A 15,672-nucleotide genomic window follows, 5' to 3' on the forward strand; every position below is an offset into this window, starting at 1 on the left:
CGGAAAGACCCGGAAGATCCGGAAGAACGTCGGAAGAAAGGGCCGCCCATGCGCAGACGTTCCCTCCTGCGGCTGGGAGCAGCCGCTCTCACCGCCCCCGCCCTGGCCACGGCCGCGTTCGGCACGGCCGTGGCCGCCCCGCGCCTCCGCATCCGCGGGGCCGACCTGTCGTCCCTGGCCAAGAGCGAGGACCTGGGCGGGACCTACCGCCACGCCGACGGCCGCCGGGACGACGCCGTCCGCATCCTGGCGGGAGCCGGGGTCAACTGGGGCCGGCTGAAGGTCTGGGTGAACCCGGCCGACGGCTACCACACCAGGCCGCACATCCTGCGGACGGCCCGTCGGCTGCACGAGCGGGGGATGAGGCTCCTGGTCGACTTCCACTACTCCGACACCTGGGCCGACCCCGGCAAGCAGTACAAGCCCGCCGCCTGGGAGAACCTCCACGGGGCCGCGCTGGAGCAGGCCGTGCGTGACCACACGGCCGACATCCTCGGCGCGCTGCGCGCCCAGGGCACACCGGCCGCCATGGTCCAGATCGGCAACGAGATCAACGGCGGCATGCTCTGGCCCGACGGCTCCACGGACGACTGGCCGCGGCTCGCGGCCCTGCTCACCGCGGGCGCCGAGGCCGCGCGCGCCGCCTCGCCGGGCATCCGGATCGCGCTCCACCTCGCCGAGGGAGGACGGAACGAGGCCACCCGCTGGTGGTTCGACAACGCGGTGGCGCACGGCGTCCCCTTCGACGTCGTCGCCCTGTCCTTCTACGGCTACTGGCACGGCACGCTCGCCGACCTCCGGGCCAACCTGAACGACGTCTCCGCCCGCTACGACAAGGACGTCCTCGTCGCCGAGACCGCCTACCCCTTCCGGCTGGACAGCGAGGACTCCCTGGAGAACATCGTCGACCTGCCGTCGGAACTCGTCCCCGGCCACCCCGCGACCCCCGAGGGGCAGTCCGCCTGGCTGCGCGACATCGCGGCGGTCGTGGCGGCCGTCCCGAACGGGCGCGGCCTGGGGCTGTTCTACTGGGAGCCCACCTGGACCGCCGTGCCCGGCAACGGCTGGGACCCGGCCGATCCGGCCTCCGGCAACGGCTGGGAGAACCAGGCGCTCTTCGACTACGACGACCGCGCCCTCCCGGCTCTGCGGGTGCTGGGCCGCGGCTGAGGACCGGAAGCCGCCCGACGCCGCGGCGGAACGCACGGAGAGCGCCGGGAGAGAGCGGGAGGAAAAAAGGGGGGCGGGACCGCCGCGCGGCGGTCCCGCCGCGCGGCGGTCCCGCCCCGTCTCCTCTTCCGTTCGGCGCCGTGGGCCGGGCGCCTCACCTCACCGGGGTGAAGTCCCGCGCGCCGATGAACTCCGGACGCCGCACGGGCGCCGCGAACGGCTCCACCGCGGCGTTCTCCACGCTGTTGAAGACGATGAAGACGTTGCTCCGCGGATACGGGGTGATGTTGTCCCCGGAACCGTGCATGCAGTTGCAGTCGAACCAGGTCGCCGAGCCCGGCTTGCCGGTGAACAGCCGGATGCCGTGGTCCGCGGCCATCCGGGTGAGGGCCTCGTTCGACGGCGTGCCGGCCTCCTGCATCTGCAGCGACTTCTTGTAGTTGTCCTTCGGGGTGGCGCCCGCGCAGCCGAGGAACGTCTTGTGCGATCCCGGCATGATCATCAGGCTGCCGTTGGTGGGGTGGTTCTCGGTCAGGGCGATCGAGACGGACACCGTCCTCATGCGCGGCAGACCGTCCTCGGCGTGCCAGGTCTCGAAGTCGGAGTGCCAGTAGAACCCCGAGGCGCCGAAGCCCGGCTTGACGTTGATCCGGCTCTGGTGGACGTACACGTCCGAGCCGAGGATCTGCCGCGCGCGGCCCACCACGCGCGGGTCCCGCACCAGATCGGCGAAGACCTCGCTGATCTTGTGCACCTCGAAGACGGACCTGATCTCCTGCGACTTCGGCTCGACGATCGAGCGCTCGTCCGCGCGGATCCGCGGGTCGGAGACCAGCCGCTCCAGCTCTCTGGCGTAGACCTCGACCTCGTCGGGGGTGATGAGCTGGTCGATCGCCAGGAAGCCGTCCCGCTCGTAGGCGGCGAGATCGGAGGGCTCGATCGGCCCCGGAGCCGCCGGATCGGACCACACGACCGGGTCCTGACGCGGGGTGGTCACCTCGGTGGCGCCCCGCGTCGGATACAGGTCGGTGGTGCGTTCGGGTGCGGTGGTCATGCTGTTGCTCCTCTCCTCTCGTAAGGTCCTGTCTCCTGCACCGGTCCGCTGTCGGGCAATGCGTCGCCGATGGCCTCCGTGCCGGTCTCGGTGCCGGCCGCGGTCTCGGTCGTGGTCCCGCCGCGGGCCCTTCAGACCCCTTCCGGTTCGGTGAGCAACGGGTAGACGCCGTTCTCGTCGTGGTCCTCGCGCCCGGTGACGGGCGGGTTGAAGACGCAGACGCAACGGAAGTCCGTCTTAGGACGGAGTGTGTGCTTTTCGTGCCCGTCCAGCAAGTAGACGGTGCCGGGGGTGATCCAGTGCTTCTCGCCCGTCTCGTCGTTGGTGAGCTCGGCCTCGCCCTCCACGCAGAAGACGGCCTCGATGTGGTTGGCGTACCACATCGAGGTCTCCGTGCCCGCGTAGAGCACGGTCTCGTGCAGCGAGAAGCCGACGCGCTCCTTGGCCAGGATCAGGCGCTTGCTGCGCCAGGTTCCGGAGGCCGACCTCACGTCGCGGTCGGTGCCTTCGATGTCCTGCAGGGATCGGACGATCACGGTGCTTGGTGCCTTTCGTTCGGTGGCCCATCCCGGAGGACCGGGATGGGCCGAATGGGTGAATGCCCGCGGTGTCCCGGGCGGGCCCGGGGGATGCCGAGTTGCCGCTCGGCGCCGGCTTACGCGGTCTCGCGGACGGCGCGGGCCAGGATCCGCAGGCCCTCGTCCAGCTCCTCGGGCGAGATGGTCAGCGCGGGGAGCAGCTTGACCACCTCGCTCTCCGGGCCGGAGGTCTCGATCAGCAGGCCGAGTTCGAAGGCGCGGGAGGCGACGGCGCCGGCGCGGGACCTGTCGTGGAACTCCAGACCCCACACCAGGCCGCGGCCCCGCACGTCGGCGACCTCGTCGCCGTGCTCGGCGGCGATGGCGCGCAGGGCGGCCTCGACCTGCTCGCCGCGGGCCAGGGTCTGCTTCTCCATCTGGCCGTCGGTCCAGTAGGTGTTCAGCGCGGCGGCCGCGGTGACGAAGGCCGGGTTGTTGCCGCGGAAGGTGCCGTTGTGCTCGCCCGGCTCCCACACGTCCAACTCGGGCCGGAACAGGGTCAGCGCCATGGGCAGGCCGTAGCCGCTGATGGACTTGGAGACGGTGATGATGTCGGGGGTGATGCCGGCCTCCTCGAAGGAGAAGAAGGCGCCGGTGCGTCCGCACCCCATCTGGATGTCGTCGACGATCAGCAGCATGTCCTGGCGCCGGCACAGGTCGGCCAGGGCGCGCAGCCACTCGGGCCGGGCCACGTTGATGCCGCCCTCGCCCTGCACGGTCTCCACGATCACCGCGGCCGGCCGGTTCAGGCCGGAGCCGGCGTCCTGGAGCAGCCGCTCGAACCAGAGGAAGTCCGGGACCCTGCCGTCGAGGTAGTTGTCGAAGGGCATCGGGGTGCCGTGGACCAGCGGGATGCCGGCGCCGGCCCGCTTGAAGGCGTTGCCGGTGACCGCCAGGGCGCCCAGCGACATGCCGTGGAAGGCGTTGGTGAAGGAGACGATCGCCTCCCGGCCCTTGACCTTGCGGGCCAGCTTCAGCGCCGCCTCGACGGCGTTGGTGCCGGTGGGGCCGGTGAACATCACCTTGTGGTCCAGCCCGCGCGGCCGCAGGACGACCTCCCGGAACGTCTCCAGGAAGGCCCTTTTTGCCGTCGTGGACATGTCCAGACCGTGAACGACGCCGTCGCGCTCCAGGTAGTCCAGCAGGGCGCGTTTGAGGACCGGGTTGTTGTGGCCGTAGTTCAACGATCCGGCGCCGGCGAAGAAGTCGAGGTAGGTGTGGCCGTCCTCGTCGTACATGCGGCTGCCCTGCGCCCGGTCGAAGACGGTGGGCCAGCCGCGGCAGTAGCTGCGCACCTCCGATTCCAGGCTCTGGAAGATGCTCAGGTCCGGCTGGGTGATGGTCACAGCGATCTCCTGGGAGACGTTTGGCGAGAGGAGTGAGGGGTCGAGGGGGTGTGCCGCCGGGCGCCTGCCCCGCGGCGGCGTGACGGTCAGCGGCCGGCGGGGACGGGCGCGGGTATCGGGCCGATCCGGTACAGCACCTCGGGCTCGTGTCCGCCCTCGGGGAACAGCACGCCGTCGAAGAGGACCTCGCGCCGCACCGGTGCGCCGTGGCGGCGCGCGTAGGAGGTGAACAGACGGTTGGAGGCGGTGTTGTCAGGGGTGATCGTGGTCTCGATCCCGTCGATGCCGAACTCCTCGGCGACGCGGGCGGTCAGTCCGTCGAGCATCGCCGCGGCGAGGCCGCGCCCGCGCTGCCCGTGGTCGACGGCCACCTGCCAGACGACCAGGGTCCGGGGGCGCTGCGGGCGGACGTAGCCGGTGACGAACCCCACCGGCTCGCCGTCGCCGTCGCGCGCCACCACGGAGGTGGCGGCGAAGTCGCGGCACCACAGGAGGTAGCTGTAGGAGGAGTTCAGGTCGAGCGTCCGGGAGTCGCGGGCGATGCGCCAGATCGCTGCCCCGTCCTCCACGCGCGGTACGTCGAGTTTCAGTCCTTCCGGCATTTCGATGGTTCTGCTGTGGACACGTGCATGCTCTGCTTGCGCGGCGGTCATGCAAATTCAATTTACCCAGGGAGATCACAAATCACATCGCGGTGAGGGGTTACGTGTGGAAGGGGGGTTGTGATATCGCGCGTGAGCGCACACGCGCACGAAGGGCGAAAGATTTGACCGTTTTGCGTGGTATTTTCCGGGCAAACAGACGGCCGTGTTGACTTGGTCACAGATCCATAACGAGCCGGGAGGCTGTCCGAAATACGCGGTTCGCCGATTGTCGAATCCCGGTGTTTAGCATCGACGGGAGCGGGCAGGAGACCATGGGGTTGTATTCGGACGGGAATACCGGGAATTCGCTGTGGATTCACATGGAAAATTCCGGCGCAGGCATATCGTGAAGAAGTCTTCACAGTGCGTCGTCGATTTCCCGGGGAAACCGTCGCCCGCCGTCGCCGGTCCGCCGGGCCCCCCGCCGGACACGGCGGCCCCGTCCCGTGCCCCGGCGGCACCGCGCGGCCCTTCGGCCGGAGACTCGGCGACGAGCGACGGCGTGGCCGCCCGGTCGGTCACCAGCCGCTCTGCCCCGCGGGTTCGGCGCGCAGCACCCGTACCGTCTCGTACCTGCGCTCGGGACCGCACCGGCCGGACGTCAGCAGCCGTTCCAACTCGGCCAGGCCGCGCGAGGTCTGGCTCTTCACGGTGCCGACCGAGACGCCCAGGGTCCGGGCGGTCTCCTTCTCCGACAGGTCGAAGGCGTGCCGCAGGACCACGCACGCCCGCTTCCGCAGCGGCAGCCGGGCGAGCGCCCGGCGCACGTCCAGCACCGCCGGCACGTCCGGGTCGTCGATGCGATCGGGCCGCTGCGACCAGAACAGGTCGACGCGGCGCCGCTCGCGCCGCAGGCTCCGCAGGCGGACGCGGGCCATGGCGGCGAGCACGCCGCGCGCGTACGCGACCGGACACGCGTCGGCGCGCACACGGTCCCAGCGGCGCCACACCGCGACCAGCGCGTCGGCGGCGAGGTCGTCGGCTCCCTCGGCGTCCCCCAGCAGGAGGTGGGCGAGGCGGGACAGATCGGCGTAGTGGCGGTCGAAGAAGGCGTGGAACTCTTCGGCGAGGGCGTCCACGCGGCCTCCTCAGGGTTCGATGGATGCTGTGTCGTACGGGACACCACGACCCCCTGTGGCTGCGTGAACGTAGCAGTCGGCTCGTACAGTGCGCCATATGAGCGAGCGCGGGAATCTGCACATCAAGGGACGCGTCCTGACCGGACCGGACCCGGACGCGGACGTCCGGGACGAGATGTGGGTCGTGGACGGCCGGATCACCTACGAACGTCCCCGGGACACCCGGGAGGCGACCACGATCGAGGGCTGGGTGCTGCCCGGCCTGGTGGACGCCCACTGCCACGTCGGCCTCGACGCCCACGGCGCCGTCGACGCCGCCACCAGCGAGAAACAGGCGCTCACCGACCGGGACGCCGGGACGCTGCTGATCCGGGACGCCGGCTCCGCGGCCGACACCCGCTGGATCGACGACCGCGAGGACCTGCCGCGCATCATCCGCGCGGGCCGCCACATCGCCCGTTCCAAGCGGTACATCCGCAACTACGCCCACGAGATCGAGCCCGAGGACCTGGTCGCGTACGTGCGGCGCGAGGCCCGGCGCGGCGACGGCTGGGTGAAGCTGGTCGGCGACTGGATAGACCGCGAACAGGGCGACCTGGCCCCCTGCTGGCCGCGCGAGGCCGTCCGGGCCGCCATCGCCGCCGCCCACGACGAGGGCGCGCGGGTCACCGCCCACTGCTTCGCCGAGGACTCGCTGCGCGATCTGGTGGAGTCCGGGATCGACTGCGTCGAGCACGCCACGGGACTGACCGAGGAGACCATCCCGCTGTTCGCCGAGCGCGGTGTCGCCATCGTCCCCACCCTGATCAACATCGCGACCTTCCCGAAGCTCGCCGAGGGGGGCGAGAAGAAGTTCCCGCGCTGGGCGGACCACATGCGGCGGCTCCACGAGCGCCGGTACGACACCGTGCGCGCGGCCTGGGACGCCGGCATCCCCGTCTTCGTCGGCACGGACGCGGGCGGCTCCCTGGCCCACGGGCTGGTCGCCGACGAGGTGGCCGAACTGGTGGCGGCGGGCATCCCGCCGGTGGACGCCCTGTCGGCGACCACCTGGGCGGCCCGCGCCTGGCTCGGACGCCCCGGCCTGGAGGAGGGCGCCGAGGCGGATCTGGTGGTCTACGAGGCGGACCCGCGGGCCGACGTACGGGTGCTGGCCGCGCCCCGCAGAGTGGTGCTCAGGGGACGCGTCGTGCGGTAGCGCGAGGCCGAGGGCGACTCGGGAGTGAAAGAGCCATGGATACCCGGATGTCGGGATTCGAAAACCATGGCGGGTGTAACTCGTCCGAGTGAATTCACGCTACAGATATGAATTTTGACCCTCTGTGGGTCAACGATGGCAGGGTCTCAGGTCACCGGCACGAGCGATGTCCCCCATTGGCCGTGCCGGTGACGCCATGCCATCTGTGGGGGTTCCACCTGTGAACAAATCCGTCTACAGCCTGCTCGCCGCCGCTGCCCTGGTGGGGGTGGCCGCCGTACCCGCGCACGCCACCGGGAACGGCGGCAAGGGCACGGCGAGCGCGGCCGTGCTCCGCGCGAAGCTCGACGTCTCGCTGGTCGACAAGACCGCCGCTGTGCCGCTGCACGCCGAGCTCAACGCCGTCCGGGCGCCCGAGAGCGCCGAGAAGACCGCGCTGACGGTCCGGCTCGACGGCGCGCACGACGGCGAGCCGATCAGGATGCTGCGCGCGGACGTCGCCACCGCCAAGGCGACCGCTGACGAGGGGAGGAGCGAGGGGTACTCCAACCTGACCAACGCCAAGGTGTACGTGCCCGGTCTGCTGCGTCCCCTGGTGAAGGCCGACCTGGTCACCTCCAGGGCGGTGTGCGAGGCCGGCGCCGAGCCGACCGCCGAGTCGAAGATCCCCGGCACGGTCACGGTGCTCGGCAAGAAGGTCGAGGTGCGGGCCGAGGGCACCACCAGCGTCGAGGTCGACGGGATCGGCACGGTCGAGTTGCGCCTGGCCGAGACCGCCACCACCTCCCACACGGCGGCGGCCACCGCGCTGGCGTTGGACGTGGCGGTGGACCCGGCCCATCTGGGCGTCGCCGCGGTCAAGGGCCGGGTGACGCTGGTGGAGGCCGCCTGCGAGACGCCCGGCGGCCACGACGAGGACAACGGCGGCACCACCACCGGCGGCGGCGACAACGGCGGCACCACCGGCGGCGAGGAGAACGGCGGGACCACCGGCGGCGAGGAGAACGGCGGGACGGGCGAGACCGCGGGCAGCGGCGGCGGCGACGCCAACGAGCCGCAGCCCCAGACCGGCTCCGACCAGTCCGGCGAGGAGCCCAACCTCGCCGAGACCGGCGGCGACTCGAGCACCCCGTACATCGCGGGCGGCGCCCTGGCGTTCCTGGCCGTGGGCGGCGCGCTGGTGCTCCTGCGGCGCCGTCGCGCCTCCTGACGCCCGCGTCTCCCGGCGGCCGGTGAACCGGTGAACCGGTGAACCGGTGAACCGGTGAAGCCGCGGCGCGGCGGCGGGACCCCACCCGGTCCCGCCGCCGCGCCGTTTCCGTCACACCCCCGGCGCGCACCCTCGGCGCCCGCGGTCCCGGCGCGCGCCTCAGCGCACCCCGAGACCGGCCAGCGCCCGCGCCAGCCGGTCCGTGGTCGCCCGATCCCGTACGGCCAGCCGCAGCCACCGCCGGTCCAGGCCGGGGAAGGTGTCCCCGCGGCGCACCGCGATGCCCTCCTCGCGCAGCCGCTCCCGCACCACCGCCCCCTCCGGGTGCCGGACCAGCACGAACGGCGCCCGCGGATCAGGGGTCGCCGAGCGCAGTTCGGCGAACTCCGCGAGCCGGCCCAGCAGGTACGCCCGGTCCTCGGCGGTCCGCAGCGCCGCCCGCTCGGCCTCGGCCAGCGCCGCCGGCGCGCAGCACGCCTCGGCCGCGGCCAGCGCGGGGGAGGAGACCGGCCACAGCGGCTGGTGCCGCGCGAGACGCGCGACGGTCCCCGGATCGGAGAGCACGTAGCCGACGCGCAGGCCCGCCAGCCCCCAGGTCTTGGTCAGGCTGCGCAACACCACGGTGGTGCCCGGCAGGTCGACCACCCGGGAGGCCAGGGACTCCCGCTCGCCGGGCACCGCGTCGATGAACGCCTCGTCCACCACCAGCGTCCGGCCCGGCCGCGCCAGCGCCTCCAGGACGGCGGCGGGATGCAGCACGGACGTGGGGTTCGTCGGATTGCCGACGACCACCACGGGGGCCTCGGGCGGGACGAGGGCGGGGTCGAGCCGGAAACCGTCCCGCTCGCGGAGCACGATCCGCTCCACCGCGTGACCCGCGTCCCGCAGCGCGGCCTCCGGCTCGGTGAACTGCGGGTGCACCACGACCGGACGGCCCGTGCCCGGCCCCGGCGCGGGCAGGGCGCGGGCGAGCAGGACGAACGCCTCCGCCGCGCCCGCCGTCAACAGCACGCACTCCTCCGGCAGCCCGTGCCGGGCCGCCACCGCCCGCCGGGCCGCCCGCCCGTCCGGGTAGGCGGCCAGCGTCTCCAGCGAGGCGGCGATCCGCTCCTTCAGCCAGGCGGGGGGCGTGCCGGCACGGACGTTGACCGCGAGGTCCACCAGACCCGCCCCCGCGTCCCGCACCTCGGCGTCGCCGTGGTGGCGCAGGTCGTGCGGGGTCGGGGTCGGGGCCGGGGCCGTCCGCTCCGGGGCGCCCGCCGGCTCAGTGCGCGTGGGCATGGCCGCCGTGGTGGTGATGGTGGTGGTGCCCGTCGTCGTTCGGGTGGTGGTGCGGCTGCTGGGGCATGCCGACCTTGTCCTCGAAACCCGGCAGCGCGACGCGGTAGACGCAGGAGTCGCAGTTCATCCGCAGATCGCCCTTCAGGGCCTCCTCGTACCGCTCCCAGACCAGCCGCGCCAGCTCCTCGGTGGGGCCGATGACGTCGGCGCAGCGCACCTCGATCTCCGGGTGGGCCTCGGCCCAGCCCTCGGCCTGCATCCGCACCCGGTCCGGCAGGACGCCGGTGAACAGGAAGTAGGGCAGCACCACGACCCGGCGGGCGCCCAGCTTCCGGCAGCGCTCCAGACCGGAGGGGACGTCGGGCGCGGCCAGCGAGACGAACGCCGTCTCCACGCCCGCGTAGCCGCGTCCCTCCCACAACAGCCGGGCCGCCTTGTACACCTCGGCGTTGGCGTCCGGGTCGGTGGAGCCGCGGCCCACCAGCAGCACCATCGTGTCGGCCCGGTCCTCGGGGGCGCGTCCCGCGCCGTCCAGCGCCTCGTCCAGACGGCGCTCCAGCACGCTCAGCAGCGCCGGGTGCGGCCCCAGCGGACGGCCGTACGCGTACGAGGTGCCCGGGTGGCGGAGCTCCTCGCGGGCCAGGGCGGCCGGGATGTCGCCCTTGGCGTGCCCGGCCGAGACCAGCATCAGCGGGACGGCGGCGAAGTTCCGCACACCGCGGCCGGTCAGCTCGGCGACGGCGTCCGCCAGCGGCGGCGGGGACAGCTCGATGAACCCTCCGGCGACCGGGACCTCCGGCCGGAGGGCGGCGAGGTCGCGCACGAAAGAGCGGAACGCCTCGGCGCCGGCGTCGTCACGGGTGCCGTGGCCGACGAGAAGCAGGGCCGGTGGTGTGGTCACAGGGTCTCCTTGGCGGTGCTGAGGGACGGGCGCGCCGTGCTCGCGGGCGCCGTGTGCGAAGAGGTGTGCGAAGGGGCGTGCGAAGAGGTGTCCAGGGGGGTGTACAGCAGGGCGTTGAGGGCGGCGGCGGCCACCGCGCTGCCGCCCTTCTCCGAGACGTTGCTGACGGCCGGCAGCCCGCTGGCGCGCAGGGCGGCCTTGCTCTCGGCCGCGCCGACGAACCCGACGGGCAGACCGATGACCAGGGCGGGGTCCGCGTCCAGGGCGAGCAGTTCGAACAGGGCGGTGGGCGCGCAGCCGATCACCCACACCGCGCCGGGCCCCACCTCCTCCAGGGCCAGCCGGATCGCGTGCGCCGAACGGGTCAGACCCGGCCCGCCCGAGGCGTCGGCGAGGCGGCACACCGTCTTCCGGCGGGTGATGCCGGCGGCGACCATCTCGACGTCCACCACGACCGGCGCACCGGTGTGCAGGGCGGTGTGCGCCGCGCGCAGCGCCTCCTCGTCGGTGACCAGATCGTCGGCGTAGGCCAGGTCGGCGCTGGAGTGGATCACCCGCTCCACCACCGCCCGGGTCAGCGGCGGCAGGTGCGAGGTGTCGAGCCGGGACCGCAGGATGCGGTACGACTCCTCCTCGATGGGGTGGACGGTGCGGGGTGTCGGGGGCGTCACGGCGTCTCCTCGGGGGTGCTCTCCTGGGGCGGTGTGCCGGGGCTCTCCGCGTCGGCCGGCCCGGCGGTCTCCTCGATCGCGTCGACGGGGCACACCTCGACGCACTCCAGGCAGCCGGTGCACAGCTCCGCCCGCACCAGCAGCGCGCCGCCCAGCGGGCGTATCGCGTGGACCGGGCAGGTCAGCAGACAGGCGCCGCAGCCCGCGCAGCGCGCGGTGACGGCCACGGGCGCCGGCGGCGCGTGAGGGGGCGTCACGACCCCTCCTGCCAGCGGTAGCCGCGCGGGGTGACCATGCGTCCGGCGACGGTGCGGGTGGCGGTGTTGCCGACGGTGACCACGGTCATCATGTCGACCACGGCCGGGTCGAGTTCGCCCAGCGTGGTGACGGTGACGCGCTCGCCGGGCCGCGAGGCGTTGCGCACCACGCCGACGGGCGTGTGCGGGGCACGGTGCTCCGCCAGCAGGGCCAGCGCCTTGGGCAGCTGCCAGTCGCGGCCCCGGCTGCGCGGGTTGTAGAACGTCACCACCAGGTCGGACTCGGCCGCCGCCCGCACCCGGCGCTCGATCACCTCCCAGGGCGTGTGGAGGTCCGACAGGCTGATCGAGACGTGGTCGTGGCCCAGCGGCGCGCCCAGCAGCGCGGCGGCGGCGAGCGCGGCCGTCACCCCGGGCACGCCCACCACGTCGATGTCCGCGGACGCCTCGGCGAGGGCGGGCGAGGCCATCGCGTACACCCCGGCGTCACCGCTGCCGATCAGCGCCACGGCACGGCCCGCGCGGGCCTCGGCCACGGCGGTGCGGGCGCGCTCCTCCTCCGCGCCCAGCCCCGACTCCAGCACCCGGGTGCCCGGACGCAGCAGGTCGCGGATCTGGTCCACGTACTGGTCGAGGCCGACGACCACCGAGGCGCGGCGCAACTCGTCGCGGGCGCGCGGGGTGAGCAGGTCGCGGGCGCCCGGACCGAGCCCGACGATCGCCAGCCGCCCGCGCGGCCGGCGCCGCGCCACGGCACAGGTCGCCATCGCCGCACGCCCCTCGGGCTCCGACTTCCGCTTGGGGACGAGCAGTTCGGCGCCCTCCCCGCAGGCGAGCAGCGCGGCGGCCTCCGCCACGCTCGGGGTGCCCACGGCCGCCAGCGGCGCGTCGGACGGGTGCGGGACGGGCACGGCCGCCAACTCCTCGGCGGGGTGGGTCCGCACCGGCACGCCCAGCCGCCGGGCCGCCTCGACGATGCCCGGCTCGTCCGCCTTGGCCTCGACGGTGGCCAGCTCGGCGACGCAGCGCGCCGACAGCCCGGCGTCGGCCAGCGCCCGCTCCACCAGGCCGACGATCTCGTCGGCGGGCGCGCCCCGGCTGGCTCCGACCCCGACGGACAGGGTGGGGGGCCGCAGCACGGCCGTGCGGTCGTCCGGCGTCAGGGCGCGGTCGCTGACCAGCAGGGTGTACCCGGCACCGGAGTCCCGGTCACGCTCGGTGGCGTTGTCGGTGGCCTCGGTTACGTTGGGTGGCAACGCCGGCAGGGGGAGGACGACATGCCGCACCAGACGGACGGGCTCGCCGTCGAGGATCGCCCGCGACACCGCCGCGACGGCGCCCTCCACGGGCAGGCCGAGGGTGTCCAGACCGGGGACGTCGACGGCGTCCGTGGCGGTGGTGACGACGGGTCGGCAGCCCGGCAGGGCCTCGGCCACCGCGTGCGCCAGCTCGTTCGCCCCGCCCGCGTGGCCGCCCAGCAGGGCCACCGCGTACTGCTGCGCCTCGTCCACGCAGACCACGCCCGGATCGCTCGCCTTGTCGCCCAGCAGCGGCGCGATCAGCCGCACGGTCGCGCCGGTGGCCAGGAAGCAGACGATCCGGTCGCACTCGGCGAAGGCGCGGGCGACCGCGTCCCGGACGGTGCCGCCGCCGGTCTCGCCTCCCTCCTCGCCGCCGGTGTCGTAGACGCGGGTCGTCTCGGGCCAGGCGGCGGCCAGCCGGTCGCGGGCGCGCCGCCCGGCGGCGGTGGCGGAGACGAGACCGATCAGGCCGTTCGGGGCGTTCACGAGGGTGCTCCTTCGGTGGCGGGGCGGGTGCCCCACAGGACGAAGACGGGATTGCCGGCGGCGAGCCGTGTCACGTCGCCGGGCAGGGGGGAGAGGCGGGAGGACTGCAACAGCACGCCGTCACAGGCCAGCCCGGCGGCGCCGAGCGCGGCCCGCACGGCGGGCACCCGGTCCAGGGCGGCGAGCGTGACCACGACGGCGCGCCGGGCGCGGCGGGCGCACAGCGCGACGATCGCCTCCAGCTCCCGCCCCCCGCCGCCGACGAACACGGCGTCGGGGTCGGGCAGTTCCGCCAGCGCGGCGGGCGCGGCACCGTGCACGGTCTGGACGTCCACGCCGTGGGCGGCGGCGTTGGCCCGGCAGCGCTCGACGCCGTCGGCGGCGCGCTCCACGGCGATCGCCGCCGCGCCCAGCCGCGCGCACTCCACCGCCACCGAGCCGGAGCCCGCGCCCACGTCCCAGACCAGATCGCCCGGGCGCGGCCCGAGCCGGGCCAGGGCCAGGGCCCGCACCTCGTACTTGGTGACCATCGAGTCGCGGTGGACGAAGGCGTCCTCCGGCAGCGCCCACCCGGCGGGCGGACGCGGGGGCCCGGCCAGCGCGCGGGCGGCGGGGGCCAGCAGGCGGGTCTCGTCCAGGCAGAGCACCACGCTCACCTCGTCGGGCCAGACGCGGTCGGCGGCCTCGGCGGGGGAGAGGCGCTCGACGCGCTCACCGGCCGCGCCCAGGGAGCTCGCCACCACCAGGGTGCGCGGCAGCCCGGTGGGGGCCAGGGCGGCGCCCAACTCGGCGGGGCCCGCGCCGGGGCCGGTCAGCACGGCGGTCTTGGGGTGCGCGCGGCAGACGTTGACGGCGGTGCGCGGGTCGCGTCCGTGCGCGCTCACCACGGCCGCGTCGTCCCACGGCAGCCCGACGCGGGCGAAGGCGAGGGCCACGGAGGGCACGGTGGGCCGCACGTCCAGGGCGCGCGGGCCGAAGCGCTCGGCGAGCGCCCGGACGATCCCGAAGAACCCCGGGTCGCCGGAGGCGAGCACCACCACCCGACCGCCGCCGGCGAGGTGTTCCTCCACCGCCTCCAGGGCCGGGGCCAGCGGGCCCAGCACCACGCGCCGCACCCCGGACGGCACGCCGGCGGCGTCCAGATGGCGGCGGGCGCCCACGGCCAGGGACACGCCCCGCCAGTCCGGTCCGCCGCCCGCGGCGAGGCCGGTGCCCGCCCCCACGACGGTGATCACGGCAGCAGCCCCCCGTCGCCGGAGCACATCGCGACCACCGTGCGGCCGGTGAAGTCCACCATGGCCGCCTCCGCCGCGATCCGGCGGTCCACGAAACGCTCCATCACGTCCACGACCCGACGGCACAACTCCACACCGGCCGTCTGCAGCAGACCCGCCGCGTCCCACAACTCGTACGCGTGGCGGGCGGTGTTCGCCGCCGCGACCTCGGCCGCCACCGGCTCCGGCCCGCCCACCGCGCGGGTGATGTCGGCGAGGACGGCGGTGTCCACCTTCGACCGCGTGTAGTGCGTCATCAGCACCCCGGAGGCCAGCTTGGTCAACTTGCCCACCATGCCGACGAACACCACCCGGCCCACGCCGTGCTCCACGGCCCGGCGCAGCGCGGCGCCCGTGAAGTCCCCGACCTCGATGAAGCAGACCTCCGGAAGCTCCGGCAGCAGCTCCATGGCGCCCTTCTCGGTGCGGCCACCGGTGCACAGCACCACGGCCGGGGCGTCCTGCGCGGCGGCCACCGACACCGCCTGCTCCACGCTCGCCCGCCACGAGGCCGTCGAGAACGGCCGCACGATCCCGGTCGTCCCCAGGATGGAGATGCCGCCCAGGATGCCGAGCCGGGCGTTGGTGGTCTTCCGGGCGCGCTTCTCGCCGTCCGGCACGCTGATGGTGACGTCCACACCGCGCGTCGCGACGTCGACGACCTCGCCCACCGCCTGGCTGATCATGGCGCGGGGCACCGGGTTGATCGCCGGGCCGCCCACCTCCAGACCGAGCCCCGGCCTGGTGACGACGCCGACGCCGATCCCGCCGTGCAGCTCGATGCCCGGCTCGTCCCGCCAGCTCACCGTGGCGGTCAGGTGCGAGCCGTGGGTGACGTCCGGGTCGTCGCCCGCGTCCTTGACCACGACCGCCTCGGTGCGGCCCGGCCGCAGCTCCGTCGAGCGCTCCACCGCGAACGTCACCCGCCGCCCCGACGGCAGCGCGACCTCCACCCACGCCTGGGGCTCGCCCGTGACCAGGTGCAGCGCGGCGGCGCGGGCCGCCGCCGACGCGCAGGTGCCCGTCGTCCAGCCGGTGCGCAGCGCCTTCGGCCGCTGCTTGGCGGTACGCGGCAGGTCCGGCTCCCGCAGCACCGGCCCCGATACCGGCTCCGACGGCTCCCGGTCCGGCCGCTCACTCACGGCCCGCCTCCCGCGCGGCCGGCGCGCTCGCGGCCCCGCCCGTCCGCCGGGCCGCCCGCAGCGCCCGCCGCGAGGTGCGC

General features: G+C 74.2%; 15 protein-coding genes. 3 read left to right on the top strand and 12 right to left on the bottom strand.

The window, feature by feature from the left end; translation table 11 throughout:
* Positions 1-48: 48 nt before the first annotated feature.
* Positions 49-1,170, top strand: a complete 1,122-nt coding sequence (locus tag ABD335_RS26260; RefSeq protein WP_344327951.1) for a glycoside hydrolase family 53 protein — start codon at positions 49-51, stop codon at positions 1,168-1,170.
* A gap of 154 nt (positions 1,171-1,324) precedes the next feature.
* Here the strand turns inward: ABD335_RS26260 and thpD are convergent, their stop codons facing one another.
* The 5 genes from thpD to ABD335_RS26285 all read right to left on the bottom strand — a co-directional run bounded on the left by thpD (position 1,325) and on the right by ABD335_RS26285 (position 5,871).
* A complete protein-coding gene (gene thpD / locus ABD335_RS26265; RefSeq protein ID WP_344327953.1) occupies positions 1,325-2,224 on the bottom strand; it encodes an ectoine hydroxylase in 900 nt (299 codons plus the stop codon).
* Between the two features lie 131 nt (positions 2,225-2,355).
* Complete coding sequence (locus tag ABD335_RS26270; RefSeq protein ID WP_344327954.1) at positions 2,356-2,760, bottom strand: ectoine synthase; 405 nt, start codon at positions 2,758-2,760, stop codon at positions 2,356-2,358.
* 119 nt (positions 2,761-2,879) lie between these two features.
* The gene (ectB, locus tag ABD335_RS26275; RefSeq protein ID WP_344327956.1) at positions 2,880-4,148 is read right to left on the bottom strand and encodes a diaminobutyrate--2-oxoglutarate transaminase; all 1,269 of its coding nucleotides are present in this window, start codon (positions 4,146-4,148) and stop codon (positions 2,880-2,882) included.
* A gap of 86 nt (positions 4,149-4,234) precedes the next feature.
* Positions 4,235-4,750, bottom strand: coding sequence for a diaminobutyrate acetyltransferase (gene ectA, locus ABD335_RS26280; RefSeq protein WP_344327957.1), 516 nt, complete (start codon positions 4,748-4,750; stop codon positions 4,235-4,237).
* Positions 4,751-5,310: 560 nt separating this feature from the next.
* On the bottom strand, positions 5,311-5,871 hold the full coding sequence (locus ABD335_RS26285) for a SigE family RNA polymerase sigma factor (RefSeq protein ID WP_344327959.1): 561 nt from the start codon (positions 5,869-5,871) through the stop codon (positions 5,311-5,313).
* A gap of 97 nt (positions 5,872-5,968) precedes the next feature.
* Here ABD335_RS26285 and ABD335_RS26290 point away from each other — a divergent pair, with 97 nt between their 5' ends.
* Both ABD335_RS26290 and ABD335_RS26295 read left to right on the top strand, forming a co-directional pair.
* Complete coding sequence (locus ABD335_RS26290; protein ID WP_344327960.1) at positions 5,969-7,069, top strand: amidohydrolase family protein; 1,101 nt, start codon at positions 5,969-5,971, stop codon at positions 7,067-7,069.
* A 220-nt stretch (positions 7,070-7,289) separates the two neighbouring features.
* Positions 7,290-8,279: an SCO1860 family LAETG-anchored protein gene (locus ABD335_RS26295; RefSeq protein ID WP_425583749.1), complete on the top strand. Its 990-nt coding sequence runs from the start codon at positions 7,290-7,292 to the stop codon at positions 8,277-8,279.
* A gap of 159 nt (positions 8,280-8,438) precedes the next feature.
* Here ABD335_RS26295 and cobC read toward each other — a convergent pair whose 3' ends face one another.
* From cobC to ABD335_RS26330, 7 genes are read right to left on the bottom strand one after another with little or no spacing between them, the layout of a single operon-like run.
* Positions 8,439-9,560, bottom strand: coding sequence for an Rv2231c family histidinol phosphate aminotransferase CobC (gene cobC / locus ABD335_RS26300; RefSeq protein ID WP_344327962.1), 1,122 nt, complete (start codon positions 9,558-9,560; stop codon positions 8,439-8,441).
* Positions 9,544-10,461 (bottom strand): sirohydrochlorin chelatase, encoded by a 918-nt coding sequence (locus ABD335_RS26305; RefSeq protein ID WP_344327964.1) that lies wholly within the window; start codon positions 10,459-10,461, stop codon positions 9,544-9,546. Before ABD335_RS26305 ends, cobC begins: the two co-directional genes overlap by 17 nt.
* Positions 10,458-11,132, bottom strand: a complete 675-nt coding sequence (locus ABD335_RS26310; protein WP_344327966.1) for a precorrin-8X methylmutase — start codon at positions 11,130-11,132, stop codon at positions 10,458-10,460. The genes ABD335_RS26305 and ABD335_RS26310 overlap by 4 nt, the downstream gene beginning before the upstream one ends.
* The gene (locus ABD335_RS26315) at positions 11,129-11,389 is read right to left on the bottom strand and encodes a ferredoxin family protein (protein WP_344327967.1); all 261 of its coding nucleotides are present in this window, start codon (positions 11,387-11,389) and stop codon (positions 11,129-11,131) included. Before ABD335_RS26315 ends, ABD335_RS26310 begins: the two co-directional genes overlap by 4 nt.
* A complete protein-coding gene (cobJ, locus tag ABD335_RS26320; RefSeq protein ID WP_344328056.1) occupies positions 11,386-13,158 on the bottom strand; it encodes a precorrin-3B C(17)-methyltransferase in 1,773 nt (590 codons plus the stop codon). The genes ABD335_RS26315 and cobJ overlap by 4 nt, the downstream gene beginning before the upstream one ends.
* Before the next feature lie 14 nt (positions 13,159-13,172).
* Entirely contained in the window at positions 13,173-14,411 is a 1,239-nt protein-coding gene (gene cbiE, locus ABD335_RS26325) for a precorrin-6y C5,15-methyltransferase (decarboxylating) subunit CbiE (RefSeq protein WP_425583750.1), read from the bottom strand.
* Positions 14,408-15,592: a cobalt-precorrin-5B (C(1))-methyltransferase gene (locus ABD335_RS26330; RefSeq protein ID WP_344327968.1), complete on the bottom strand. Its 1,185-nt coding sequence runs from the start codon at positions 15,590-15,592 to the stop codon at positions 14,408-14,410. Before ABD335_RS26330 ends, cbiE begins: the two co-directional genes overlap by 4 nt.
* Positions 15,593-15,672: the final 80 nt, after the last annotated feature.

The sequence above is a fragment of the Streptomyces macrosporus genome (assembly GCF_039533145.1).
In the GTDB taxonomy this organism is placed as follows: domain Bacteria; phylum Actinomycetota; class Actinomycetes; order Streptomycetales; family Streptomycetaceae; genus Streptomyces; species Streptomyces macrosporus.